This is a genomic window from Variovorax sp. MPBD4-3 (assembly GCF_058809745.1).
This window is the reverse complement of record NZ_JBXASW010000001.1, coordinates 62646-86935: the sequence shown is the minus strand read 5'-3', so window position 1 is coordinate 86935 and position 24290 is coordinate 62646. Positions and strand designations below refer to the sequence as shown.

21 protein-coding genes are annotated in these 24290 nt (G+C 69.4%); 6 read left to right on the top strand and 15 right to left on the bottom strand.

What is annotated here, in order from left to right:
- Positions 1 to 41 precede the first annotated feature (41 nt).
- The 9 genes from AC1RVW_RS00355 to AC1RVW_RS00315 form a co-directional block, all read right to left on the bottom strand.
- The gene (locus AC1RVW_RS00355; RefSeq protein WP_493197309.1) at positions 42 to 659 is read right to left on the bottom strand and encodes a PqiC family protein; all 618 of its coding nucleotides are present in this window, start codon (positions 657 to 659) and stop codon (positions 42 to 44) included.
- Positions 656 to 2308, bottom strand: a complete 1653-nt coding sequence (locus AC1RVW_RS00350; RefSeq protein WP_493197307.1) for a PqiB family protein — start codon at positions 2306 to 2308, stop codon at positions 656 to 658. Before AC1RVW_RS00350 ends, AC1RVW_RS00355 begins: the two co-directional genes overlap by 4 nt.
- A complete protein-coding gene (locus AC1RVW_RS00345; RefSeq protein WP_409195496.1) occupies positions 2305 to 3048 on the bottom strand; it encodes a paraquat-inducible protein A in 744 nt (247 codons plus the stop codon). The genes AC1RVW_RS00350 and AC1RVW_RS00345 overlap by 4 nt, the downstream gene beginning before the upstream one ends.
- Entirely contained in the window at positions 3045 to 3692 is a 648-nt protein-coding gene (locus AC1RVW_RS00340; protein ID WP_493197305.1) for a paraquat-inducible protein A, read from the bottom strand. Before AC1RVW_RS00340 ends, AC1RVW_RS00345 begins: the two co-directional genes overlap by 4 nt.
- Before the next feature lie 20 nt (positions 3693 to 3712).
- Entirely contained in the window at positions 3713 to 5170 is a 1458-nt protein-coding gene (locus AC1RVW_RS00335) for an MFS transporter (RefSeq protein ID WP_493197303.1), read from the bottom strand.
- Positions 5171 to 5173: 3 nt separating this feature from the next.
- Positions 5174 to 6388 carry a multidrug effflux MFS transporter gene (locus tag AC1RVW_RS00330; protein ID WP_172839891.1) on the bottom strand — a complete coding sequence of 405 codons (1215 nt, stop codon included), beginning with the start codon at positions 6386 to 6388 and terminating at the stop codon, positions 5174 to 5176.
- A gap of 61 nt (positions 6389 to 6449) precedes the next feature.
- A complete protein-coding gene (locus AC1RVW_RS00325; protein ID WP_493197301.1) occupies positions 6450 to 7781 on the bottom strand; it encodes an LLM class flavin-dependent oxidoreductase in 1332 nt (443 codons plus the stop codon).
- Positions 7778 to 8638, bottom strand: coding sequence for a CmcJ/NvfI family oxidoreductase (locus AC1RVW_RS00320; RefSeq protein WP_493197299.1), 861 nt, complete (start codon positions 8636 to 8638; stop codon positions 7778 to 7780). The genes AC1RVW_RS00325 and AC1RVW_RS00320 overlap by 4 nt, the downstream gene beginning before the upstream one ends.
- Positions 8639 to 8669: 31 nt before the next feature.
- Positions 8670 to 9467: an SDR family NAD(P)-dependent oxidoreductase gene (locus AC1RVW_RS00315; RefSeq protein WP_493197297.1), complete on the bottom strand. Its 798-nt coding sequence runs from the start codon at positions 9465 to 9467 to the stop codon at positions 8670 to 8672.
- 199 nt (positions 9468 to 9666) lie between these two features.
- Between AC1RVW_RS00315 and AC1RVW_RS00310 the strand changes: the two genes are divergently transcribed.
- The 3 genes from AC1RVW_RS00310 to AC1RVW_RS00300 are packed head-to-tail and all read left to right on the top strand — an operon-like array spanning position 9667 to position 13310.
- Positions 9667 to 11541, top strand: coding sequence for a M48 family metallopeptidase (locus AC1RVW_RS00310; RefSeq protein ID WP_493197295.1), 1875 nt, complete (start codon positions 9667 to 9669; stop codon positions 11539 to 11541).
- A gap of 53 nt (positions 11542 to 11594) precedes the next feature.
- A complete protein-coding gene (locus tag AC1RVW_RS00305) occupies positions 11595 to 12893 on the top strand; it encodes an MFS transporter (RefSeq protein ID WP_493197294.1) in 1299 nt (432 codons plus the stop codon).
- Positions 12894 to 12932: 39 nt separating this feature from the next.
- The gene (locus AC1RVW_RS00300; protein ID WP_493197292.1) at positions 12933 to 13310 is read left to right on the top strand and encodes a VOC family protein; all 378 of its coding nucleotides are present in this window, start codon (positions 12933 to 12935) and stop codon (positions 13308 to 13310) included.
- Between the two features lie 25 nt (positions 13311 to 13335).
- Here the strand turns inward: AC1RVW_RS00300 and AC1RVW_RS00295 are convergent, their stop codons facing one another.
- Positions 13336 to 13956 (bottom strand): pyridoxamine 5'-phosphate oxidase family protein, encoded by a 621-nt coding sequence (locus AC1RVW_RS00295; RefSeq protein ID WP_493197290.1) that lies wholly within the window; start codon positions 13954 to 13956, stop codon positions 13336 to 13338.
- 41 nt (positions 13957 to 13997) lie between these two features.
- Positions 13998 to 15170, bottom strand: a complete 1173-nt coding sequence (locus AC1RVW_RS00290) for an MFS transporter (RefSeq protein WP_493197288.1) — start codon at positions 15168 to 15170, stop codon at positions 13998 to 14000.
- A gap of 78 nt (positions 15171 to 15248) precedes the next feature.
- On the opposite strand from AC1RVW_RS00290, the gene gcvA reads away from it, so the two are divergent.
- Entirely contained in the window at positions 15249 to 16145 is an 897-nt protein-coding gene (gene gcvA, locus AC1RVW_RS00285; RefSeq protein WP_493197509.1) for a transcriptional regulator GcvA, read from the top strand.
- Here the strand turns inward: gcvA and AC1RVW_RS00280 are convergent.
- A complete protein-coding gene (locus AC1RVW_RS00280) occupies positions 16142 to 17002 on the bottom strand; it encodes an NmrA family NAD(P)-binding protein (protein WP_493197287.1) in 861 nt (286 codons plus the stop codon). The genes gcvA and AC1RVW_RS00280 overlap by 4 nt on opposite strands.
- Before the next feature lie 126 nt (positions 17003 to 17128).
- On the opposite strand from AC1RVW_RS00280, the gene AC1RVW_RS00275 reads away from it, so the two are divergent.
- On the top strand, positions 17129 to 18067 hold the full coding sequence (locus AC1RVW_RS00275; RefSeq protein WP_493197285.1) for a LysR family transcriptional regulator: 939 nt from the start codon (positions 17129 to 17131) through the stop codon (positions 18065 to 18067).
- Positions 18068 to 18122: 55 nt separating this feature from the next.
- Positions 18123 to 19370 carry an MFS transporter gene (locus tag AC1RVW_RS00270; protein WP_493197283.1) on the top strand — a complete coding sequence of 416 codons (1248 nt, stop codon included), beginning with the start codon at positions 18123 to 18125 and terminating at the stop codon, positions 19368 to 19370.
- A gap of 6 nt (positions 19371 to 19376) precedes the next feature.
- Here the strand turns inward: AC1RVW_RS00270 and AC1RVW_RS00265 are convergent, their stop codons facing one another.
- The 3 genes from AC1RVW_RS00265 to AC1RVW_RS00255 form a co-directional block, all read right to left on the bottom strand.
- A complete protein-coding gene (locus AC1RVW_RS00265; protein ID WP_493197281.1) occupies positions 19377 to 19913 on the bottom strand; it encodes a methylated-DNA--[protein]-cysteine S-methyltransferase in 537 nt (178 codons plus the stop codon).
- On the bottom strand, positions 19910 to 21142 hold the full coding sequence (locus tag AC1RVW_RS00260; protein WP_493197279.1) for a YbfB/YjiJ family MFS transporter: 1233 nt from the start codon (positions 21140 to 21142) through the stop codon (positions 19910 to 19912). Before AC1RVW_RS00260 ends, AC1RVW_RS00265 begins: the two co-directional genes overlap by 4 nt.
- A 65-nt stretch (positions 21143 to 21207) precedes the next feature.
- Entirely contained in the window at positions 21208 to 24285 is a 3078-nt protein-coding gene (locus AC1RVW_RS00255; RefSeq protein ID WP_493197277.1) for an FAD-binding and (Fe-S)-binding domain-containing protein, read from the bottom strand.
- Positions 24286 to 24290: the final 5 nt, after the last annotated feature.

The window sequence follows — 24290 nt, the reverse complement described above, 5'->3', positions numbered from 1 at the left end:
CACCCCTGCCCTCCCCCAGAGGGGGAGGGAGAAAGGCAGGGTCAGCTCGCGCAGCTGGTGGCCGACGGATTCGCGCGCGCGGCATCCACGCTGCGCGCCATGGCCGCTGCCGCCGCGGCGGTCACGCGCTGCGCACCGCGCGCCACCGCGTCCATGCCGTTGCCCACGGCTTCGCCGAGGCTCAGCTGGCACACCAGCGTGCGCGCTTCGTCGGAACGCCGAAGGGTCCAGCTGAAGCCGGCATCCACGCGCCCGCCGTCGACCGCGTCGAACTGCTGCAGCTGCACCGCGATGCGCCACACCGGCTGCGACGTCTGCCGGCCGCCCTTGGTCACGTCGAGCGCACCGAGCCGCCCGGCGATGCCGCTGGCCAGCGCGTCGCGCAGTTCGTTCTCGAACGACGAGGCCCAGCGGTGCTGCTCCAGCACCTCGACCTGCACGCTGCCGTTGGGCTGGCGCACCACCATCTGCGGACGGGCCAGGCGTTCAGGCACGGCCACAGGCGCCAGCTCGATGTACAGCGGCGCCGCGCCGCCCAATGTGGAGGGCGCCGCGTCGGCCGCGGCCACCGGGCTTGCGAGCGTGTAGTAGTTGTCGGGCTTGCTGGCGCAGCCCGCGAGCACGGCCGCCAGTGCGAGGAATGCAAGTTTCAGCTTCATTTCTTGTCGTCCGGTTTGCCGCGCAGCAGCGATTCGGGGTGGCGCTCGAGGTAGTCGGTCAGCACGCGCACCGAGCCGGCCGCGCGCGTCAGTTCGCGCAGCGTCTGGCGCATGTCCTGCTGCAGCGGAGAGTCGTCGGCCAGCGTGCGCTCCGCCGTGTTGACGGTCTTGCGCACGTCCTTCATGGCCGCGGCCAGTTCAGGCGTCACGTCGCTGTTGATGCGGTTCACCGTCTGCTCGGCGGCGGTCAGCGTCTTGTTGAGCGTGGCGAGCGTGGTGCGCAGGTCGCCCGCGATCTGCTCGTAGGGCACCTTGTTGAGCTTGGTCGCGATTTCCTGCACCTGCGACTGGATCTCGTCGAGGCTGTTGGGCACCGTGGGCAGCTCGATCGGGTTCTTCGTCACGTCGATCCTGGCCGCCGGCGCCTTCGGGAAGAAGTCGAGCGCCACGTAGACCTGCCCGGTCAGAAGGTTGCCGTTGCGCAGCTGGGCGCGCAGGCCCTTCTCCGCCAGGAAGCGCAACCGCTCCTGCTGCGTGGAGCGCGACTCTGTGGCTTCGGCGTTGCCGTGGTTCTCCCTGCGGCGCAGCCGGTCGGGGTAGACCTGCACCAGCACCGGCATGCGGAACTCGCGCTCGGCGCGGTCGAACTCCACGCCGATCGACTTGACCTCGCCGATCACCACGCCGCGGAAGTCGACCGGCGCGCCCGGCGTCAGGCCGCGCAGCGACTGGTTGAAGTACATCAGCAGCGTCTGCGAGGGGCCGTCGGGTTCCTTCATGGCCGTGGCCTCGTCCTGCGCCAGCGTGAACGATGCGTTGGCCTTGGCCAACGGACCCATCGCGTCGTCCGGCGCCTGGAAAGCGATGCCGCCCAGCAAGATGGTTGCGAGCGACTGCGTGCGCAGCGTGAAGCCGCTGGCGCTGAGCTGCGCGTCGATGCCGCTGGCCTGCCAGAAGCGCGTGTTCATGCCGACGAACTTGTCGTAGGGCGCATTGATGAACACGCGAATGGTCACGCCGCGCCCGTCGCCGTCGAGTTCGTAGGCGGCCACCTGCCCGACCTTGACACGCCTGAAATACACAGGAGAGCCCACGTCCAGCGAGCCGATGTCGTTGGCGCGCAGCAGGAACTGCTGGCCCGAGTCGTCGCGCGTGACGATGGGCGGGGTTTCGAGCCCGGTGAATTCGCCCGAGGTTTCCTTCGACACGCCGGCGTCGGCGCCGATGTAGGCCCCCGAGAGCAAGGTGTTCAGCCCCGAGATGCCCGAGGTGTCCAGCCGGGGGCGCACCACCCAGAAGCGCGAGTCCGATGCGGTGAAGCTCTCGGCATCCTTGTTGAACTGCACCAGCACGCGCACGTGCGAGCGGTCGCGTGCCAGCCGCAGGCGCGTGACGAGGCCGATCTGCACGTCCTTGTACTTGACGGCGGTCTTGCCGGCCTCCAGGCCTTCGGCGGTCTTGAAGGTCAGCACCACCTCGGGGCCGCGCTCCATCAGGATGCGCGCCACCAGCGTGATGCCGACCAGCGCCGCGACGATGGGAATCAGCCAGATCAGCGATGGCAGCCACTCGCGCCGTCGCGCCACGCGCGGCCTGGGGAGCGCGGGTGGCGCCGGTTTGTCGTCTTGCGGTTGCTCTGGATCACTCATGCTGGTTTCTCGTCCCTTTTGCCATGTTCCTGCGGAACGTCCCGGCCCTCGGCGAGGGCCTGCTCTTCCTTGCTGTCCCAGGTGAGCTTCGGATCGAAGCTCAGCGAAGCCAGCATCGTGAGCACCACCACCGACCCGAAGGCCGCGATGCCCACGCCCGCGGTGATGACCGCGAAACCCTGGATCTGCACCAGCCCGGTCAGCAGCGACACCACGAACACGTCGAGCATCGACCAGCGGCCGATGACCTCGATGATGTGATAAAGCCTTGCCCGCTCGCGCTGGCGCCAGGTGCTGCCCCGCTGCGCCAGCACCACGAGCAGCAGCAGGACCGCGAGCTTGAACAGCGGCACCAGGAAGCTGGCGATGAAGACGATGGCCGCAAGCCCGTAGGCGCCCGACACCCAGAAATAGATCACGCCGCTCAGGATGGTGTCGTACTGCGCGCCGAACAGCGTGCGCGTGATCATCACCGGCAGCAGGTTGGCCGGTATGTACATCATGCAGGCCGCGATCAGGAAGGCCCAGGTGCGGTTCAGGCTCTGCGGCTTGCGCGTGTGCAGACGGGTGCCGCACCGGCCGCAGGCCTCGCCCTCTTGCGCGTCCTTCCATACCGCGCCGCAGTGCCGGCAGGCCATCAGGCCGAGCGACGCGGCGGTGGCGACCGGGGCATCATCGTCCTCGTGGACGTCGTGGGCGTGCTCTTCCCGGGCGGCCCTGCGAAAGGGAAAAAACTTCATGCGGAGGCCCCGCCCTCGTCCGCGCCGGCATCGGGCGCCTTCGGCCGGAAGGTCATTTCCCAGAACGCGCCGGGGTTGAACGAGAGCACCGCCGTCAGCATGACCGTGAGCGCCATGAAGGCCCAGAGGGCCGGCCCCGGCACCACGGTGGCCATGCTCGACAGCTTGACGATGGCCACCAGCACGCCCAGCAGGAACACCTCGATCATTCCCCAGGGCCGCAGCGACTGCATCGCCCGCACCAGCAGCGCGAAGCCAGCCGGCCGGCGCTCGCGGCTCAGCGGCACCAGCAGGTAGGCCAGGATGCACAGCTGCAGGAACGGAAAAAGAATGGTCGTGGCCAGCACCAGCAGCGCCACCACCGACATGCCCTCGGCGGTCAGCGCCACCACCGCGCCGGCCAGCGTGGTCTGGCTGCGCAGGCCCTGCAGCTCGATCTCGACGATGGGAAACAGGTTGGCGATGGCGAACATGATCAGGCAGGCCACCGTCAGCGGAAGGATGCGGCGCTGCTGCTGGCCGGGGTGCCGGGCCAGCTCGGTGCCGCAGCGCGGGCAATGCGCCACGTCGCGCGGCTGCAGCGGCGTGCGGCCGTAGATCGCGTCGCAGCCGGGGCAGACCACCGTGTCAGGTACTTCCTTCATAGGTCAGCACCCTAACTCATTCAGCCGCCCGGTTTTGTCGTCTTGAGGCGCAAGCTGCTGAAGACCGCCGCCACCGCCGCGCAGCACGCCGCCAGCACCAGCGCCACCACCGGGCCGTGGCCGCCGTGCGGACTCCAGAGACTGAAGACCGCCGCCAGCACCACGGCGCCCAGCGTCTGCCCCGTCAGCCGGGCCGTGCCCAGCATGCCGCTGGCCGCACCGCTGCGGTGCGTCGGCGGCGAGGTCACGATGGTGTGGTTGTTGGGCGACTGGAACAGCCCGAAGCCCAGGCCGCACAGCGCCATGCGCCAGGCGATGTCGGCATTGCCCGGGTGCGCCGGCAGCGCCGCCAGCAGCGCCAGGCCGCCGGCCAGCAAGGCCAGGCCGATGCCGCCCAGCAGCCCGTCGGGGTAGCGCCCGATCAGCCGCCCCGCAATGGGCGCCATGACCACGATGCCCAGCGGCCACGCGGTGATGAGCAGGCCGGCCTCGATGTGGCTGCGGCCGTAGGCGTCGAGCAGCAGGAACGGCAGCGCGATGTAGGCCAGCATCTGAGCGCAGAACGCCGCCACCGAAGTGCCCATGGACAGCGCGAACACCGGAATGCGCAGCAGGTCGATGGGGAAAAGCGGCACCGCCTGCCTACGCTGCCGCCGCAGGTAGACGAAGCCCACCGCCAGCCCGGCCAGCAGGATGCCCCAGGCCGAGGCCTGCGAGCCGCCGGCGCCCTGCACCCCGCCCTCACGCACGCCCAGCCGGTCGACACCCAGGAACACCAGCGAGAACATCAGCACGTTGAGCGCCACGTCCACAGGAGAAAAGCGCAGCCCGGCGGCCGGCGCCACCCGGTTGAACGGCAGCGCCCGCATGCCCAGCGCGAAGGTCACGATGCCCAGCGGCACATTGATGGCAAAGAGCCAAGGCCACGAAGCCACCGAAAGAATCGCCGCCGCCACCGAAGGCCCGGCCACCGACGAGGTGGCCACCACCAGCGAATTCAGCGCCATGCCCTTGCCCAGCTGCGACGAGGGGTACGTCAGCCGCACCAGCGCCGCGTTCACGCTCATGATGCCGGCCGCGCCCAGCCCCTGGAAGGCACGTGCGGCGGTCAGCGTGGCAAGCGAATTGGCGAAGGTGGCGGCCAGCGACGACAAGGTGAACACCGCCAGCCCCACGAGGTACACCCGCCGGTAGCCGACCAGGTCGCCCAGCGACGCCAGCGGCAGCAGCATGACCAGCGTGGCGATCTGGTACGCGTTGACCACCCAGATCGCCTGGGACGGGCTGGCCTGAAGCTCGCGCGCAATGCCCGGCAGCGCCAGGTTGACGATGGTGCCGTCGAGCACCGACACGATCAGCCCGAGCACGATCACCAGCATCGCCCAGCGGCGCTCGCGCGGGGCCAGCCCGTCGATGGGCACCGGGCCCGGTGTGCCTTCGTTCGCCGGAAGCGCAGTGCCTGCGCGCACGGTGTTCATCGCTCAGGCCTGCTGCGCCCGCGCGGCGGGTTCGGAGCGCACGCCGCCCAGCGTGAGCCAGGTCAGCACCAGCGCGATGAGCGCGCCGGCGGCCATGCCGGCCACCATAGGCAGCGGGCGGCCGTCGGTGAAGAGGCCCACCAGCGCCATCGCCAGCGCGCCCGTCAGCATCTGCAGCGTGCCGAGCAGCGCCGAGGCGGTGCCCGCGATGGCGCCGTGCATTTCGAGCGCCAGCACGCCGGTGGTCGGAATCACCAGCCCCATGAAACCCGAGGCGATGAAATACAGGACGATGAGCACCCAGATGCTGTCGCCGCCCGCCGCGAAGTACACGAACATCGCGACCATCGCCACGCCGCAGCAGACCACGCCGAACTTCACCAGGTTGACCAGCCCGTAGCGCTCGCCCAGCGCCCCGGTGAACTGCGACGCCGCGATGAAGGCGGCGGCGTTCACGCCGAAGGCCACGCTGTACAGCGCGGGCGACAGGCCGTAGTGGTCGATCATCACGAACGACGAATTGGCCAGGTAGGTGAAGAAGCCCGCCATCGCGAAGCTGCCGATGAACACCAGCCCAAGGTAGTGCCGGTCGCGCAGCAGCAGCCAGTAGGCCGAAAGCGCGCTGCCGAGGCTGCTTTCCACGCGCTCGGAGGCCGGGCGCGTCTCGTCGAGCAGCTTGACCATCATGGCCAGGCCCGCCACCGCCGCGATGGTCACGGCCCAGAACACGCCGCGCCAGCCGGCGAAGGCGATGACCGCGCTGCCCGCGAGCGGCGCAAGGATCGGCGACACGCTGAACACCAGCATCAGCAGCGACATCAGCCGCGCCGCGTCGGTGCCGGTGTGCAGGTCGCGCACCACCGCGCGCGGAATCGCCATGCCGGCGGCGGCGCCCAGGCCCTGCACGAAGCGCAGCACGATCAGCGTCTGGATGTCGGTGGCCATGGCACAGCCCACGCTCGCCAGCGCGAACAGCACCAGCCCGGCGTACAGCGGCGGCTTGCGCCCGACCATGTCGGAGATCGGCCCGTAGAGAAGCTGGCCCGCGCCGAGCGACAGGAAGAACGCCGTGAGGCTCATCTGCACCGCGCCGATGTCGGCATGCAGGCTCTGGCCGATGGCCGGCAGCGCCGGCAGGTACATGTCGATGGCGAATGGCCCGATGGCCGAGAGCAGGCCCAGCAACAGGGCCATCTTGAAGAAAGGAGAAGAACGCATTGACCCGATTGTCGCCAAGCGCGGCAATCGCTGCAGCCGTGGGGTCTGCGCTCAGGCGGCGCTAATTCTGGGCAAAGAATCGGTTGGCCGGGCGCGGCAGGCCGAGGTTCTCGCGCAAGGTACGACCTTCGTACTCGCGCCGGAAGATGCCGCGGCGCTGCAGTTCGGGCACCACCTTGTCGACGAAGGCATCGAGCCCGCCGGGCAGCCACGGGAACATCACGTTGAAGCCGTCGCAGCCTTCGGCCTCCAGCCATTCCTGCATCTCGTCGGCAATGCTTTGCGGCGTGCCGACGAAAGCCAGGCCGCCGTAGCCGCCCAGGCGCTGGGCCAGCTGCCGCACCGTGAGGTTCTCGCGCCGAGCCAGGTCGATCACGCGCTCGCGCCCGCTCTGGCTCGCGTTGGTCTCGGGCACTTCGGGCAAGGGCGCGTCGGGGTCGAACCCGGAGGCATCGTGGCCGAGCGCGACGGAGAGCGAGGCGATGGCGCTGTCGTAGTGCACCAGGCTGTCGAGCCGGGCACGGATGGCCCTGGCCTCCTCCACCGTGTCGCCGACCACCACGAAGGCGCCCGGCAGGATCTTGAGATGGTCGCGCTCGCGGCCGATCTTCTGCATGCGGCCCTTCACGTCCGCATAGAAGCGCCTGGCGTTCTCCAGCGTGCCGGGCGCGGAGAACACCACCTCGGCGGTCTCGGCGGCAAGTTGCCGGCCGGGCTCCGACGCGCCGGCCTGCACGATCACCGGCCAGCCCTGCACCGGCCGCGCGATGTGCAGCGGCCCACGCACGGACAGGTACTTGCCCTTGTGGTTCAGCACGTGCATCCGCGCGGGGTCGAAGAAGCGGCCGCTCTCCACGTCGCGCTCGAAAGCGTCGTCGGCCCAGCTGTCCCAAAGGCCCGTGACCACGTCGTAGAACTCGCGGGCGCGGGCATAGCGCTCGTCGTGTTCCATGTGGTCTTCGCGGCCGAAGTTCAGCGCGGCGTCGGGGTTGGAGGTGGTGACGATGTTCCAGCCCGCGCGCCCTTCGCTCAGGTGGTCGAGCGAGGCGAAGCGGCGCGCGATGTGAAAAGGCTCGTCGAAGGTGGTCGAAGCGGTGGCCACCAGCCCGATGTGCTGCGTGTGCTGCGCCAGCGCCGACAGCAGCGTGAACGGCTCGAACGAAGTCACCGTGTGGCTGCGCTGCAGCGCCTCGATCGGCATGTTCAGCACGGCCAGGTGGTCGGCCATGAAGAAGGCGTCGAAGCGGCCGCGCTCCAGCGTCTGCGCCAGTTGCCTGATGCGCGCGAAGTTGAAGTTGGCATCGGGCCATGCGCCCGGGTAGCGCCACGCGCCGGTGTGGATGCTCACCGGGCGCATGAACGCGCCCAGCCGCAGTTGCCTGCCCGCGCTCATCTGCCGGCCGGCCAGAACACCAGCGCGCGCAGCTCGATGCTGCGGCGCGGCGGCGCTTCGGGCGCGCTGCCGGGGTCTTCGAAGGCGGTGTGCGCGGTGAAGCGCGCGGTGCCGTCGTCGCGCGAGTCGTAGATCTTCAGCACCAGCGCCTCGTCGGGCCGAAGCCGCGGAAACCAGTACCAGCGGTGGCCGGGGTTGTAGGTGAACGAATAGATCTCGCCGACCTTGTCGGGGTAGACGAGGTCGCCGGGCACCATGTCTTCCAAGGCGATGGAGCGCGCGTCGCACAGCGCGAGCGGCAGCCGCTCCACCGTGGCCAGCGGGCGCCAGAGGTTGACGATCGCGAAACGGTGCTTCAGGCGCTCCGCCGCTTCTTCGGGCGGCAGGTGGTCGCGCACGCGGCGCGGCGCGGAGACGAAAGTCTGGTCGTTGTGCACGCGGCGCACCGGCTCGCGCAGGTCGGCCGTGCGGCGCGAGCCCTGGGCGCTGTCGCGCAGCGTGTGGTCGAACACCACGATCTTCTCGGCGCCCGTGATGTCGCGCAGCAGCGCCTCGGACTCGCGGTAGTAGATGTCGCGGATGGTGGCGTCGTGCGAGAAGTCGGCCACCGCGCTGCGGTGCGAGATCTGCGTAAAGCCGCTGCGGTCGAGCGACAGTTCGTTCAGCGCCACCAGCGGCCGGCCGTCGCGGATGGTCACGCGGCGCGGCTCCAGCCTGCCCGTGACCCACGGCGTGCCGGGCGGCGGCTCGAAGGTGTAGCTGACCGGGCGGCCCTCGCCCGCCTTGAGGTAGTTGACTTCCGCCTCCACCGACGGCAGCGTGGCGGCCAGCAACTGGCTGTTCGATCCGACGCTCATTCGGTCTGGCTCCTGCTGCTTGTTGCCTTGATCAAAAAGGCTCCTTGAAGGGGCGCAGGTCGAGTTCCTGCGTCCACGCACTGCGGTGCTGCACATGCAGCTGCCAGTAACTTTCGGCGATGGCCTCGAGCTGCAGCAGGCCGTCGCCGCCGGCCTGCGCCACGCGCTGCGGCGCGCCGGTGCGCAGCCGCTCGCCGTCGATGCCGCCGTCGATCACCACATGCGCCACGTGCACGCCCTGCGGGCCGAACTCGCGCGCCAGGCTCTGGCTCAGCGAACGCAAGGCGGCCTTGGCCGCCGCGAAGGCCGCGAACGGCGGCTTGCCGCGCAGCGCCGCGGTGGCGCCGGTGAAAAGCAAGGTGCCGCGCCCTTGCGAGCCGGACGCCTCGAAGCTGTTGGCCAGCAGGCCGCGCAAGGCCTCGTGCCCGAAGATGAAACCGCCCAGCGCGCTGGTGCGCCAGGCCTGCGTGAACTGCTCGACGGAAAGCTCCAGCGTCGGCGCGCGCACGGCGCTCGCGGCATTGAAGATGGCCACGGTGAGCGGCCCCAACGCCCTCGCCTTCTGCGCAATGCCGTGGATCTCGGCCTCGCTCGCCACGTCGCCCGCGAACGCATGCGCGCGCCCGCCGGACGCCACGATTTCCGCGGCCACCGCATCGAGCTGGGCCTGCGTGCGCCCGGTCAGCGCGACGATGAAACCTTCGACCGCGAAGCGCCGCGCCAGTGCAGCACCCAGGCCGGCGCTGGCGCCGACACCGGCGATCCATGCGACCGGAGACGGGCCGGTGCGGGACGAAGAAACGGAGGGAGTGACGGAAGTGACAGCCATGGGCGAGCACGAAGGCTATACCTGCGCCCCGGAGCGCGGAAGTATTCAAAAGCGATAACCTTATTCGGTAGCTGGTCGGTGCCGGCGGCCGCTTGACGCATGCGGCGCTTCACTCCATGCGCCGCGCCCGCTACGCTATCGGCTTCCCCGGACCGCCCCATAACGAAACACAGCAATCGCTTTCCAGGAGAAGTTATCGATGGCTCTTGCCCGCACGATCCGCACCGATCTCTTGCGCGTGTTCGCGCTGACGCTGGTGTCGCTCTTCGCCATTCCGGCCGCGACACTGGTCTTCACCGAATACGCCCTGCGCTCGCAGGACACGGCCTTCCTTCAATCGATAGAAAAGCGCATCGCCAGCGACGCCCGGCTTTCGCCCGAGGACAAGGCCGAGGCCACTGCCTTCTATCGCTCGCATCCGCTCTCCAAGGCCTGCGACGCCACGTCGCCCGAAGACAGGAACTTCCACGACAAGGTCTGCAGCCCCTATTCGATGCAGTGGCAGTTCCACTGGGCCGACCGCGCCGCCATCTGGACCATCGGGCTCGGCGCCGCGCTGCTCGCGGCGGCGCTGGTGCTGGGCGCGCTGGCCTTTGCCAACCGCGGCCTGCGCTATGCCAGCTTCGTCGCAGGCTGGCGGCTGATGACGGTGTCGAGCGCCGTCGAGGTCGTGCTGCAGGGCGCCATGCTGGTGTGGCTGTCGTTCTGGGTCACCGCCTATTTCTGGCACAGCTACTACATCAAGCTGATCGCCATCGCAGGCATCGCGGCAGCGGCGGCCGTGTTCTATGCCGTCTACACGCTGTTCAAGAAGCTGCCCTCGGACAACGAGATCGAGGGCGAGCCGGTCGCCGAGGCCGATGCACCGCGCCTGTGGGAGCGCATCCGCCAGCTGGCCGCCCGCGTGCAGACCGCGCCGCCCGACCAGATCGTGGCGGGTATCGACACCAACTTCTTCGTGACCGAGGCACCCTGCGAAGTGCGCGGGCAAGCGCTGCAAGGCCGCACGCTGTTCGTGAGCATTCCGCTGCTGCGCGTGCTCGACCAGACCGAAGCCGACGCGGTGCTGGCGCATGAGCTGGCCCACCTGGGCGGCGGCGACACCCGCAGCAGCGCAGCGCTCGGCCCCAAGCTGCTGCAGTTCGACCAGTACACCTGGAAGATGCGTGGCGCCGGCCTGACCATCGTGGCGCACTACCTGCTGCGCCTGTACCGCATGATCTTCGCGTTCGCCCTTGCACGCGACAGCCGCGAGCGCGAGCACAGGGCCGACCGCGTGGCCGCCGGCCTCACGGCGCCCAGTGCCATCGTGCAGTCGCTGATCAAGATCTCCGCCTACGCCAGCTACCGCAACGACGTCGAGCGCAGGCTGTTCGAGCACGACCGCCGTCACGACGGCGCGCTGGGCATCGCCGGCTTCGTGGCGGCCGGACTGCCGCCGTATGCCGGCTCGGAAGACTTCATCGAGGCCATGAAGACCGCCGGCGTTCCGCACCCCTACGACAGCCATCCGCCGCTGCTGGAGCGCATGCGCAACGTCGGCCACCACGTGCCCGAGACCGCCTACGGCGCCATCGTCGCCGCCGCGCCGCAGGCCTCGTGGGCCGACTTCATCGAGACCGCCGCCGCCATCGAGCAGCGCATGTGGAGCGAGTACGAGCAGCGCTTCGCGCAGAACCACGAGCTCAGCCTCGCCTACCGCTACGAGCCGGCAACCGAAGAAGAGCGCGCCGTGGTGCTGCGCCACTTTCCGCCGGTCAGCTTTGCGCTGAAGAACGGCAACCGCATCGACGTGAGCTACAGCGGCCTGCACCCGAGCGCCGACGGCGCCGCGCCGATTCCGTGGGACGAGGTCAAGGGCCTGACCTACAAGGACAGCAGCTTCGGCGACACCCTCATCGTCACCCACCACGACAAGCGCACACTCGGCGGCGCGCGCACCACCAAGGTCAAGCTGGGCGGCCTGGGCAAGCAGAAGGAACACTTCAAGGCCGCGGCCGGCCACTACTGGCAGCGGCACCAGGTCATGCGGGCGCAACAGCAACAGCAGCAGGAGCCATCACCCCACCACTGACCCCGCAGCGACAGCCTCCACAAAAACCAATCCACACAACACCGGAGACAACCATGAACCCCGTCGAACAGAGAACCATCTCGAAGATCAGCTGGCGGCTTCTGCCGCTGCTGATGATCAGCTACTTCATCGCCTACCTCGACCGCGTGAACCTCGGCTTCGCCGGCGCGGCCATGTCGAAGGACCTGGGCTTCACCGCCGCCGTGTTCGGCAGCGCGGCCGGCATCTTCTTTCTTGCGTACTTCCTGTTCGAGGTGCCCAGCAACATGGCGCTCGAACGCTTCGGCGCGCGCCGCTGGATTGCCCGCATCATGTTCAGCTGGGGCGTCCTGTCGGCGGCGCAGGCCTGGGTGGGCGGCGCGACCAGCTTCAACATCGTGCGCTTCCTGCTGGGCATTGCCGAGGCCGGCTTCTTCCCCGGCGTGATCTTCTACATCACGCTGTGGTTTCCGGCGGCGTACCGCGCGCGCATCGTGGGCTGGTTCATGTTCGCGATTCCCATCTCGACCGTGATCGGCTCGCCCATCTCGGGCTACATCCTGAACATGGACGGCATCGGCGGCATGCACGGCTGGCAGTGGCTGTTCATCCTGGAGGCGGTGCCTTCGCTCATCCTGACCTTCTTCGTGCTGATGTACCTGCCCGACGGCCCCAAGGACGCCAAGTGGCTCACCGACGAAGAACGCACCTGGCTGCAGCGCACGCTGGACGCCGAGCGCCAGAACCGCGAGTCGATCAACAAGATCTCCTGGAAGCAGTCGCTGCTGAACCCGCGCGTGATCGGGCTGGGCTTCGTCTACATGGGCATCACCGTGCCGCTGTACGGCCTGAGCTTCTTCCTGCCGCAGATCATCAAGGGCTTCGGCGGGCTGAGCAATGTGCAGATCGGCTTCATCAACGCGTTCCCGTACCTGGTCGGCGCCGTCGCCATGCTGTTCTGGACGCGCGCTTCCGATGCGCGCAAGGAGCGCAAGTGGTTCCTGCTGATTCCGCTGGCGTGCATCTTCGTGGGCCTGGTGCTGGCCGCGGAGACCAGCTCGCCCGTGCCCAAGATGGCCGCCGTGACGCTGGCCGCCTTCGGCATCTTCAGCGCGCTGCCCACCTTCTGGACGCTGCCCACCGCCATCCTGAGCGGCACCGCCGCGGCGGCAGGCATTGCGTGGATCAATTCCATCGGCAACCTCGGCGGCTACATCGGCCCGACGATCTTCGGCGCGCTGAAGGACCGCATGGGCAACGACATCTACGCGGTGATCTTCCTCGCGCTGCTGTCGGTGGTGGCCTTCGTGCTGGTGCTGATCATCGGGCACGACTCGCGCACGGAGCAGGTAGTGGCGCCAGGGCGGGCCTGAGCGCAGAAAGCGAAAAAGCGCAAAGGCACAATCCCGCCCGTGACTTCGACAACACCACCGCTCCACACCATCCTCCTGTACGCCCGCGACATGCGGGCGACGGCGGCGTTCTACTGCACGCACTTCGGGTTCGACTCGACGCTCGAAGTCGTGGAAGGCCTGATCGAACTCAGGTCCACGAACGGCGGCGCCCACTTGCTGATCCACCAGGCGGCAAAGAGCGTGAAGCTCGGGCAGGTCGGCGTGAAGCTGATGTTCGATGTCGAGGACATCGAAGGCTTCAAGCAAAGGAGCGCGGCGAACGGCCTGGCGTTCGGCCCCACGCACGCGGCCAACGGCTACGCGTTCGCGAATGCGAAGGACCCGGACGGCAATCCGGTGGCTGTTTCCAGCAGGGCTTTTCGCGCCGAAGGCTGAAGAGGGCCGGCTCGGCCGCCCGCGCTCAATACAGCGTGGCCTTCTGCCTTGCAGGCAGCTCTCTGTCGTAGGTTTCCCCGTCGAACGCGGCTTCGGTCAACGCCGAAAGAATGGCCCCCGGCGTCGGCACCGTGCGCTTCGCATCCGCCGGCACCGGCTCCCACAGCCTGGAGCGCTGGATGGCACGCGCGCACTGGAAGAACACCGTATCGACGCGGATCTCGATCACGCACTGCGGCGGCTTGCCTTCCATCGCGTGGCGGGCCAGCAGCTGCGGCTCGACGGTGATGCGCGCCCTGCCGTTCACGCGCAGCGTCTCGCCCACGCCGGGAATCAGGAACAGCAGCGCCACGCGCGGGTCTGCCACGATGTTGCGCAGGCTGTCGATGCGGTTGTTGCCGCGCCGCTCGGGCATCAGCAGCGTGTTTTCGTCCTGCACCATGACGAAGCCCGGCGGGTCGCCGCGCGGCGAGGCGTCGAGGCCGCCGGGGCCGATGGTCGAGAGCACGGCAAAGGGAGACGCCTCGATCAACGCCCGGTAGGCCGGGTGCAGGTACGGCACCTCTTTCTTCAGCGCGGCTTCGCCGGGCTGGCCGAACAGGGCTTCGAGCTGCGCCAGGGTTTCGATGGCGTGCGGCGTGGTCATTGCGGGAGCTCCAGGTGATAGGGGAAAGACGGGATTGGTGTTCAGCCCATGGTGCCCGCCGCATCCGCATCCGCGGCCACGGGCGGCGAGTTCCAGCCGCAGGCCAGCGCCGTGAGCGCCAGCAGCAGCGCGGCGATGCCGTAGATCCAGGGCGGCGAAGCCACCGGCAGCAGCAGCCCCGCGATCAGCGGCCCGGTGCCGGCGCCGATGTCGCGCCAGACGGATCGCGCGGCCAGCGCCTGCACACGCTCCGGTCCGGGCGTGCGCCGCGCCACGATGGGCGGCAGCAGCGGCAGCTGCAAGGCGCGCAGCACCACGATCAGCGCCGCGCAGCTCCACAGCCAGCCGAGGCCGAAGCCCACCAGCGCAATGGCCGTGACGAGCGACAGGCTCACCAGCAGCCGCTCGGCGCCGAAGCGCTCCGCCATGTGCCCGCCGACCGGGCTCAGCAGGATCTCCGCCAGGTAGCGCAGCGCCATCAGAACGCCGGCGACGATCACCGCGCCGCCCGGCATCAGGTCCTTGCCGAGGTAGGACAGGCCGACGATGAAGAGCCCGTCCAGCGTCAGCCCTTCCATGAACGACCAGCCGTCGAGGCTGTTGGGCCGCTTGAAGCGCCCCGCAGGCTTGCCCACCGGATGCGGTGCCGAGGGCAGCCGCCGCGTGACCAGGCAGGCGAGCAGCGAGAACACCGCGAGGATGCCGAAGATCGCGCGCGGCCCGACCCAGTGCGCGAGCAACGCGCCCAGCGGCAGCGCCAGCACCGGCCCCATCGCGATGACGGCACGCGAGCGCCCGTTGCGCCGCGCCGCGCCGAGCGGGTCGGCCGTGGCCAGGGCCTGCGTCGACAGGTTCAGCGCCGCGAAGCACAGGCCCCACATCAGCCGCAGCGGCAGCAGCGCCCAGAAGCCGGAGAGCGTGGCGTAGCCGAGCCCGCAGACCGCGGCCGCCACGACAGCCAGGGTGCAGGTGGGCCGGTCGCCGTTGCGCGCATAGAAGCGGGCGACGAAGCCGTAGCCCGCGATGCGCACCAGCCGGTTGGCGGCGAGCAGCATGCCGGCCTCGGCCAGCGTCACGCCGAACTGGTCGGCATACATCGGCAGCAGCAGGTAGAGCACCACGTCGGCGGGCAGCGAGAGGCCGAGCGCCATCGCGGCGTGGCGGGAATCCAGGTCGGTGGAATTCGGGGCGGGAGCGGGTGGAGAGCTGGACATCGAGCGCCGATGGTGCGCCGCGCCACGCGTGCCTGACAAACGACTTAAACGCCGGCCATGCGTGAGAAAATTGCACGCATGCAGTTTCGCGAGCCGCCCCTCAATGCCGTGCGCGCCTTTGCCGCCGCAGCCCGACACCTGAGTTTCACGCGCGCGGCGCTCGAGCTGCATGTCACGCACAGCGCCGTGAGCCGGCAGATCAAGGCCCTGGAAGAGTTCCTGGGCGTCGAGCTGTTCGAGCGCCGCATCCGCCAGGTGGCGCTGACCGCCGAGGGGCAGCAGTTCTTTGCCGAGGTCGAACCGGCGCTGGCGCAGATCGGCGCTGCTGCGCGGGCGCTGCAGGCACAGGGCACGGCGCGCGCGGTGCGCATCAACGTGCGCCCTTCTTTCGCGGTGCGCTGGCTCATTCCGCGCCTGCCGTCCTTCGTCGAGCAATATCCCGACATCGAGCCGCAGGTGGTCACCAGCACCGTGATGCCCGAGCAGGCGGTCGACAGCTTCGACATCGCGGTGCGGCGGGGGCGCGAAGGCTGGCCGCCGTCCATCAAGGCGCGCCCCTTCCTGAAAGACGAGGTGCTGGTGGTCGGCGCGCCCTCTCTCTTCAAGACCCATCCGCTGGACGACCTGCGTTCGCTGGCGTCACACGTACTGCTGTCGGCCAAGACCCGCAAGGACGACTGGGACGCCTGGAAGAAGCAGTTCGGCGCGCCGCGCGCGAGGCCCGCCGGCCGGCTGCAGTTCGACCACCTGCACTTCGTGCTGCAGGCCGCGGTCGACGGGCTGGGCATCGCGCTGGCGCCCACATCCCTGGTGTCGCACGACCTGGCCTCCGGCCGGCTGCAGTCGCCGCTGCCCGCGCTGCGCATGACGCTGGACCGGTACTACTACGGCCTGTCGCCCGACGCCGCGCCGGAGGCGGCGTACGTGGCGGAGTGGTTCGAGCGCATGCAGGCCGAGGCCATCAGGACGACTTAGGACGCCGCCAGCAACCGGATCACGTCCGCCACGCCGACGGTGCCCTTGCGCACGTCGGCATCGCCGCCCGCGAAGCTGATCCAGCCCTCGTTGAAGCCGTCGAGCATCTGGATGCGCGGCACCGGGTCGCGCATGCCCTGCGCAAGAAAGACCGCGCCCCAGGTCTCGCGCGGCACCGCCTGCGCCTGCACCGCGCGGCCCAGCACCGCCGACAACGCAGCCGCGATGTCGTGCTGGCTCAGGCGCTGCGGGCCTTCGAGCTCGACGATGCGCGGCGGCTCGCCCGGCTGCGTCAGCAATTCGGCGGCGACGCGGCCCACGTCGGCGGTGGCGACCATCGGCACCGCACGCTCCAGCGGTTGCAGATAGCTGGAGAGCACGCCCTGTTCGCGGGCCTGCGCGATGTCCCAGGCCAGGTTCTCCAGGAACCATGCGGGCCGCAGGAAAGTGACGAGAAGCGGCAGCGTGGCCAGCGCTTCTTCCATCAGCGTGCGCTGGCTCAGCAGGTTGGGCTGCGCGGCCTGCGCGCCCACGGTCGACAGGCACACCGCCCTGGCGGGCCGCGCGGCATCGAGCGCCTGGCGCACCGCGCCGATCACCGCCCTCGCCTCGGGAAACCCGGGCTGCGGATCGAACTCCGAAGGCGGCAGCACGAAGACACCCGTCGCGCCGGTGAAGGCATGGGTGAGCGCCTGCGCGTCCTCCATTTCCGCGATGGCGACCTCGCAGCCCTGGTCGGCCCAGAAGCTGCCCTTGGCCGCGTCGCGGACGACTGCTCGAACAGGCTGGCCCGCGGCCAGCAAGTTGCGCGCGACGGCACCGCCGACCTTGCCTGTGATACCGGTGATTGCGTACATGAAACTTTCCTTTCGAATGCGTGGAGTCACGATGGGGTCGAATGGTAGGAACGGGTCATCTTTGAGTAAAGCGACTGAGCGGAATATGATTCATGACACCTGATCACCAATTAAAAAACGCGCGCAATGACACTCGACGGACGCCTCCTCTCCAACGTCAGCGTGCTGGCCGCCGTGGTCGAAGGCGGCAGCTTCGCCAACGCCGCCACGGCGCTGGGCCTCACCCCCTCCGGAGTGAGCCGCTCCATCGCGCGGCTCGAGGCACGCATCGGCGTGCGGCTGTTCGACCGCACCACGCGCTCGCTGAACCTCACCGACGAAGGCCGGCTGCTCTACGCCAACATCAATCCGCTGGTGCTTGGCATCGAGGACGCGGTGACGATCGCGTCGGGCGCATCCGGCGCGGTGCGCGGGCGCCTGCGCGTCAACACCGACGCATTCACCTCACGCCTTCTGCTGGCGCGCCACCTGCCGCGCTTCCTTGCGCAATACCCCGAACTCACGCTGGAACTGGTCGCGCGCGAACAGCTCGGCGACCTGGTGGCCGAAGGCTTCGACATCGCCGTGCGCTTCGGCGAGCCGCCGTCGTCGTCGCTGGTGGCTCGCAAGCTGATGGACTCGCGCGTCGTCACCGTCGCAACGCCCGCCTACCTGGCACGGCATGGTCGCCCCGCGAAGCCGGCTGATCTCGGCGGCCATGCCTGCCTGCAGGTGCGCAATCCAGCCACGGGGCAACCCTATTCGTGGGAGTTCCAGCGCGGACGCAAGCTCGTGCAGGTGCCCACTACCGGGCGATTGCTGCTCACCGACCCGGGCACCGTGCTGGAAACCGTGCTCGCCGGCATCTGCGTGGCGCAGATCAAGGCCGTAGGCATACAGCCGCAACTCGACAGCGGCGAGCTGGTCGACCTGTTTCCCGACTGGCCCGACGAGCGGCTTGCGCTCTATGCGCTCTATCCGTCACGCCACCTGCCGGCCGCCAAAGTGCGCGCGTTCATCGATTTCGTGATGGAGGTCGTCTCGCCAGTGTCTTCGCCTGCATCGAAGCCGAAGCCCCGGCGCTGATGCTCGTGTCCGGAAGCGGCCAGCGCCATTGGCCGGCCGGCCGCACGATGCCGGCATGAACGCCACCACGACGCCGACGACAACACCGCCGCCCCGCGCCTTCCGGAATCTCGCGTGGTCCAACCTCGCCGCGCAGTCCGCCGAACAGTTGAGCCTCGCGGCCGTGCCGCTGGTCGCCGTGCTGGCGCTCAAGGCCGGGCCGGGAGAAATCGGCTTCCTCGCGGCCATCCAGACACTGCCTTTCCTGCTGGTCTCCATGCCGCTGGGCCTGCTGGCAGATCGCATGTCGCGGCGGCGGCTGATGGTGTGGGCCGAAGGCTTGCGGGCGGCGTCGCTGCTGATGCTGCTCGCGCTTGTGCTCTGGTCGAAGCTCGGCATTGCATGGCTTGCGGTGCTCGGGTTTCTTGGTGCCGTGGGCACGGTGGGCTTCAGCGTCGCGGCGCCTGCGCTGGTGCCGGCCCTGGTGCCGCGCGACGCACTGGCCGTGGCCAACGGGCGGCTGGAACTGGCCCGCAGCGCGGCCTTCACTGCCGGGCCGGCACTGGCAGGCGCGCTCGTCGCGTGGGCGGGCGCATCGGCTGCATTCGTGCTCGCCGCCGTGCTGTCGGTCTCGGCCGTCGGCCTGCTGTGGAGCCTCGGCGAGGCGCCGCGCGTGCAAGCCGCATCGCGGCGCAATCCGCTGCTCGACCTGAGGGACGGCGCGCGCTTCGTCTGGCGGCACGAACTGCTGCGGCCCATGCTGATGACCGGCGCGGTCTTCAACATCTCGTGGTTCGTGCTGCAGGCAGCCTACGTGCCCTATGCGGTGCGCGTGCTCGGGCTCGGCGCGCAGGCGGTCGGCTTCACGCTCGCCATGTACGGCGCGGGCATGGTGTTTGGCGCATTGCTGACGGCACGGGTGGTGGCGCGGATGCCGTTCGGGCGCGCCATCCAGATAGGCCCGGCGGCGGCGGTCGTGGCCGGCGCGCTGATGGCGGCGACGCTCTTCGTGCACAGCGCGGCGCTGGCCTCGCTGTCGTTCTTTCTCTTCGGCGCGGGGCCGATGGTCTGGGTCATCACATCGGCCACGCTGCGCCAGAGCGTTGCGCCGCCCGCAATGCTGAGCCGCGTGTCGGCGGTGTTCCTGACGATCAACACCGGCGCGCGGCCGATAGGCGCGGCGCTCGGCGGACTGGTCGGTGCCACGCATGGCGAGTCGGCCTGCCTGCTGCTGGCGCTCGCGGGCTTCGTGCTGCAGGCGGGGATCATCTTTGCCTCGCGCATCGCGACGCTGCGCCGGCTGCCGGCGCTGGCGCCCACCTGAGCGCTGCTAGAACAGCGAAGCCATCCCGTTGGGCCGCGCGTCCTCGATGGCGAGCATGCGCAGCTTGGTCAGCGCACCACCGCCCGCCGAGAAACCGCCCGGCTTGTTGCCCGCCGCCAGCACGCGGTGGCACGGCACCACCGGCGCGAAGGGGTTGTGGCCCATGGCCTGCCCCACCGCGCGCGACAGACTCTTGTCGCCAAGCTCCTCGGCGATCTCTCCATAGGTGCGCGTCTGCCCGGGCGGAATGCGCCGCGCGATCGCGTAGATGCGCTGGTGAAACTCGGACACGCCACGCATGTCGAGTTCGATATGGCTCAGGTCGTCGTGCACGCCCTGCAGCAGGCCCTGGATGGCCGAGATGGCGCGCTGCGCCATCTGGTCGGGTGGCCCTTCGCGCAGTTCCGGAAAGCGCTGCCTCATGCGCGCCCGCGTGGCCGGCTCGCCGTCGTCCGCGGGCAGCTGCACGCCGACCAGCCCCTGCGGGCCCCACGCCAGCGCGCACATGCCGATGGCAGTCTCGAACAGGGCAAAGCCGCTCATGGAGTCTCCTGCAATGCATGCTGGCGCGACGCAAGCACGGCAGCAGCCCACAGCGTGATCGCCGACGCCACGAGGCCGCGCGCCAGGCCGCCGGCGCCGTCGGAAATCCATCCGGTGACGGTCGGCCCGACGATCTGCCCCGCCGCGAAAACGATGGTGAACATGCTGATGCCCTGCGCCCAACGCGCGGGCGGCAGGTTGTGGCGAACCAGCGCGGTGGTCGACGCCACCACCGACAGGAACACCCCGCCGAACAGCACGCCCGACACCAGCGCCACCGGCGCCGACGGGCTCAGCACCGGCAGCAGCGTGGCCACGCCGAGCAGCCCGTTCAGCAGCGCCTGCGGCTGGCCGCCGCGATAGCGGTCGAGCAGGCCCGCCCACAAACGGGAAGAAGCCACGCAGGCGACACCCAGCAGCGCATAGAACAGCGTGATGAATCCCGCACTGGCACCCTGCTCCCGCAGCAGCGCGATCACGAAAGTCATGTAGCCGATGTAGCCCATGCCGAACAGCGCATAGCCCGCCAGCGCCCAGCCGAATCGGCGCAGCGCGACCGGCGGTGCGCTGGCAGCTGCAGCGGACGACGGCGCGGCGTGCGCAGCGGGACCACTGTCCGGCATCGCACGGCCCGCCCACGCCAGCAGGCAGGTGGCCGCCGCGCTCGCGATGGCCAACGCCCACCAGGCCCACGCCCAGCCGTGCGGCACGTCCGCAGCCGCGCGCAACACCTGCGGCACCAGCAGCGCCGACAGCGCAATGCCGAAGCCGGTACCGCCGTAGTAGATGCCGAGCAGCAGTCCCCCTCGCGAAGACCCGGCCTCGCCGAGCCGCGCGGCCAGCAGGCCGCCCGCCACGAACACCCACGCGCTCGCTATGCCGGCCAGCAGGCGCTGCAGCAGCAACGCAGGTGCCGCCGTCACGAAGCCGCTGCCCGCCATGAAGACGCTCGCCAGCACGGCGCCCACCACCAGCAACCGGGTCACGCCGAAGCGGCGCATCAGCATCGGCGTGATCAGCGCGCCGATCAGGTAGCCCACCGCGTTCGCCGTGTTCATGCCGCCGGCCAGCGCATAGCTCCAGCCGAGATCGGCGCGCATCGGCGGCAGCAGCAGACCGTAGGAAAAGCGCGTGATGCCCAGCGACACGGCCGCGCCCATCGAGAGCGCGAATGCAAGACGGAGCGCGGGCTGTGCCGGGGCGGCGGTGGAAGTGAGCGAAGTCGACATCAGCAGCAAAGGGGGTGCCGCGCATTTTGCGGCAGCCTGCCCGATCCTGCTGCCGGGGGCTCCCCTCAGGCCGTGCCAGCGACAGGGTCGCTGTGCAACAGGTGCCGCTCCAGCAGCACCGCCACGTGCACCGCCTCGCGCCGGGCGCCGTCTTCTATCTGGTGGCGGCAGCTGGTGCCGTCGGCCACGACGACCGCGTCGGGCCTGGCGCGGATGGCAGGCAGCAGGCTCGCTTCCGCCATCTGCATCGACACCTCGAAGTGGCTGGCCTCGTAGCCGAAGCTGCCGGCCATGCCGCAGCACGAGCTTTCGATCAGCTCGGGCTGCGTGCCGGGAATCAGCTTCAGCACCTCCATCACCGGGCTCACCGCGCCGAAGGCTTTCTGGTGGCAGTGGCCGTGCAGCAGGATCGGCGTCTCGGCCGGTCGCAAGGCCAGTTCGAAGCGGCCGAGCTTCACTTCCCGCGCGATGAATTCCTCGAACAGCAGCGCATGCTTTGCCACCAGCTCGGCCTTCTCGCCGAAGCCCATCACCAGCGTTTCGTCGCGCAGGGTGAGCAGGCACGATGGTTCCAGTCCGACGATGGGCACGCCGGCCCGCGCCAGCGGTACGAGCGCATCGATCAGCGCCCCGGCCTTCGCCTTGGCCTCTTCGACCATGCCGCTCGCCAGGAAGGTGCGGCCGCAGCAGTGGTGGCCGCCGTGCTTCTCGACGGTGTGCAGCAGGTAACCGGCCGCCTGCAGCACGCGCGCCGCCGCGAATGCGTTCTCGCTCTCGAAGGTGCCGTTGAAGGTGTCGACGAACAGCACCGCCGCCTTGCCGCCGCGCCGCGCGACGGCCAGCAGCGCGTCGCGATCGGCAAAAAGGCCGGGCTCGTTGTCCTTCGCGCGCCAGAAGGTGTCGCTGCGCCAGGCGGGCAGCGAGCGCTTCGCTGAAAAGCCCAGCAGCTTCTCGCCGATCCAAGCGGCGCCGGGCACGCTGTTGCGCAGGTTCAGCAGCCACGGCATGCGGCTGGCCTTGTGCGCGTAGTCGGGCAGCCTGGCCACGAGCTTGTCTTTCAGCGTGTGGCCATGGCGCTTCTTGTAGTGATCGAGGAACTCGATCTTCATCTTCGCCATGTCCACGCCCGTGGGGCAGTCGCGCTTGCAGCCCTTGCAGCCGACGCACAGGTCCATGGTCTCGTGCATGGCCTCGCTGGTGAAGGCATCGGGGCCGAGCTGGCCCGATAGCGCCAGGCGCAGCGTGTTGGCGCGGCCGCGCGTCAGGTGCTGCTCGTCGCGCGTCGCACGGTAGCTCGGGCACATGGTGCCGGCGTCGAACTTCCGGCAGTGGCCGTTGTTGTTGCACATCTCCACGGCCTTGGCGAGGCCGCCGGTGCTGTCGCCGCCGGTGCCGGGTGCGGTGGTCACCTCGGTCACCGGGTCGGCGTTGACGTTCCATGCCGACCAGTCGAGCACGGGCTTGAGTTCGATGCGTCGGTACGGCTTGGGTGCGGTGGCCGGCGCAAAGCGGAACAGCGAGCCGTCGTCCATGCGCGGCGTGTCGATGATCTTGCCGGGGTTGAACAGGTCCAGCGGGTCGAGCTTGCGCTTGATGGCGCGGAAGGCTTCGTTGATGGCCGGGCCGAACTGCCATTCGATCCACTCGCCGCGGCACAGGCCGTCGCCATGCTCGCCGCTGAAGGCGCCCTTGTACTTGCGCACCAGCGCGCTCGCTTCTTCTGCAATGGCGCGCATCTTGGCGGCGCCGTCCACGCGCATGTCCAGGATGGGCCGCACATGCAGCGTGCCGACCGATGCGTGCGCGTACCAGGTGCCACGGCTGCCGTACTTCGCGAACACTTCGGTCAGCGCATCGGTGTATTCGGCCAGGTGCTCAAGCGGCACGGCGCAGTCTTCGATAAAGCTCACCGGCTTGCCGTCGCCCTTGAGGCTCATCATGATGTTGAGGCCTGCCTTGCGCACTTCCCACAGGTTCTTCTGCCGCGCGTCGTCGGGCATCTCGACCACGCTGCCGGGCAGGCCGAGGTCGCCCATCAGCTCGACCAGCCGCTTAAGTTGCGCCAGCAGCGCGGCCTTTTCTGCACCCGAGAACTCCACCAGCAGGATGGCCGCCGGCTTGCCGATGAGCGCGGTTTCCACCGTGGGCTTGAACGCCGGGTTCCCCAGGCTCAGCTCGATCATGGTTCGGTCGACCAGCTCCACCGCCGTCGGCTCCAGCTTCACGATGTGCTGCGCCGCATCCATCGCCGCGTGGAAGGTCGGGAAGTTGACGATGCCCAGTACCTTGGCGCGCGGCAGCGGCGCGAGCTTGAGCTTCAGGCTGCGTGTATAGGCCAGCGTGCCCTCGGAGCCGATCAGCAGGTGCGCCAGGTTCACGCTGCCGTCCGCCGTGTACGGCCGCTCGCTCTGGTTGTCGAAGATGTCGAGGTTGTAGCCCGCCACGCGGCGCATCACCTTGGGCCAGTGCTCGGCGATCTGCTCGCGCTGCTGCCTGGCCAGCCCGCGCACGAACTGCGCGATGCCCGCCGCGCGCACGCCCAGCGAACCCACGGGGCCGAAGTCGACCAGTTCGCCGTTCGACAGCCACGCGCTGGCGCCCAGCACGTTGTGCACCATGTTGCCGTAGGCGATGGAGCGCGAGCCGCAGGAGTTGTTGCCCGCCATGCCGCCCAGCGTGGCCTGCGCGCTGGTCGATACGTCCACCGGGTACCACAGGCCGTGCGGCTTGAGCTGCTCATTCAGGTGGTCGAGCACGAGGCCGGGCTCGACCGTGGCCGTGCCCTCTTCCACGTTCACGTCGAGCACGCGCCGGAAGTGCTTGCTGTTGTCGATGACCAGCGCCGCCCCCGTGGTCTGCCCGCACTGGCTGGTGCCGCCGCCGCGCGCGAGCACCGGCACCTTCAGGTCGCGCGCGATGTCGATGGCGGTGGCGATGTCGCGTTCGTTCGTGGGCACGAAGGCGCCCACGGGCGTGATCTGGTAGATCGACGCGTCGGTGGCGTAGCGGCCGCGCGAACCGTCGTCGAACAGCACCTCGCCCTGCGTGTCGGCACGCAGCCGGCGCGCGAGCAGCTCGCAGGTGTCGTTGGGCGGAAGAACGGTTCCGGCTGGCTGCATGTGGCTGGCGGGATCGATGCGCATGGTGG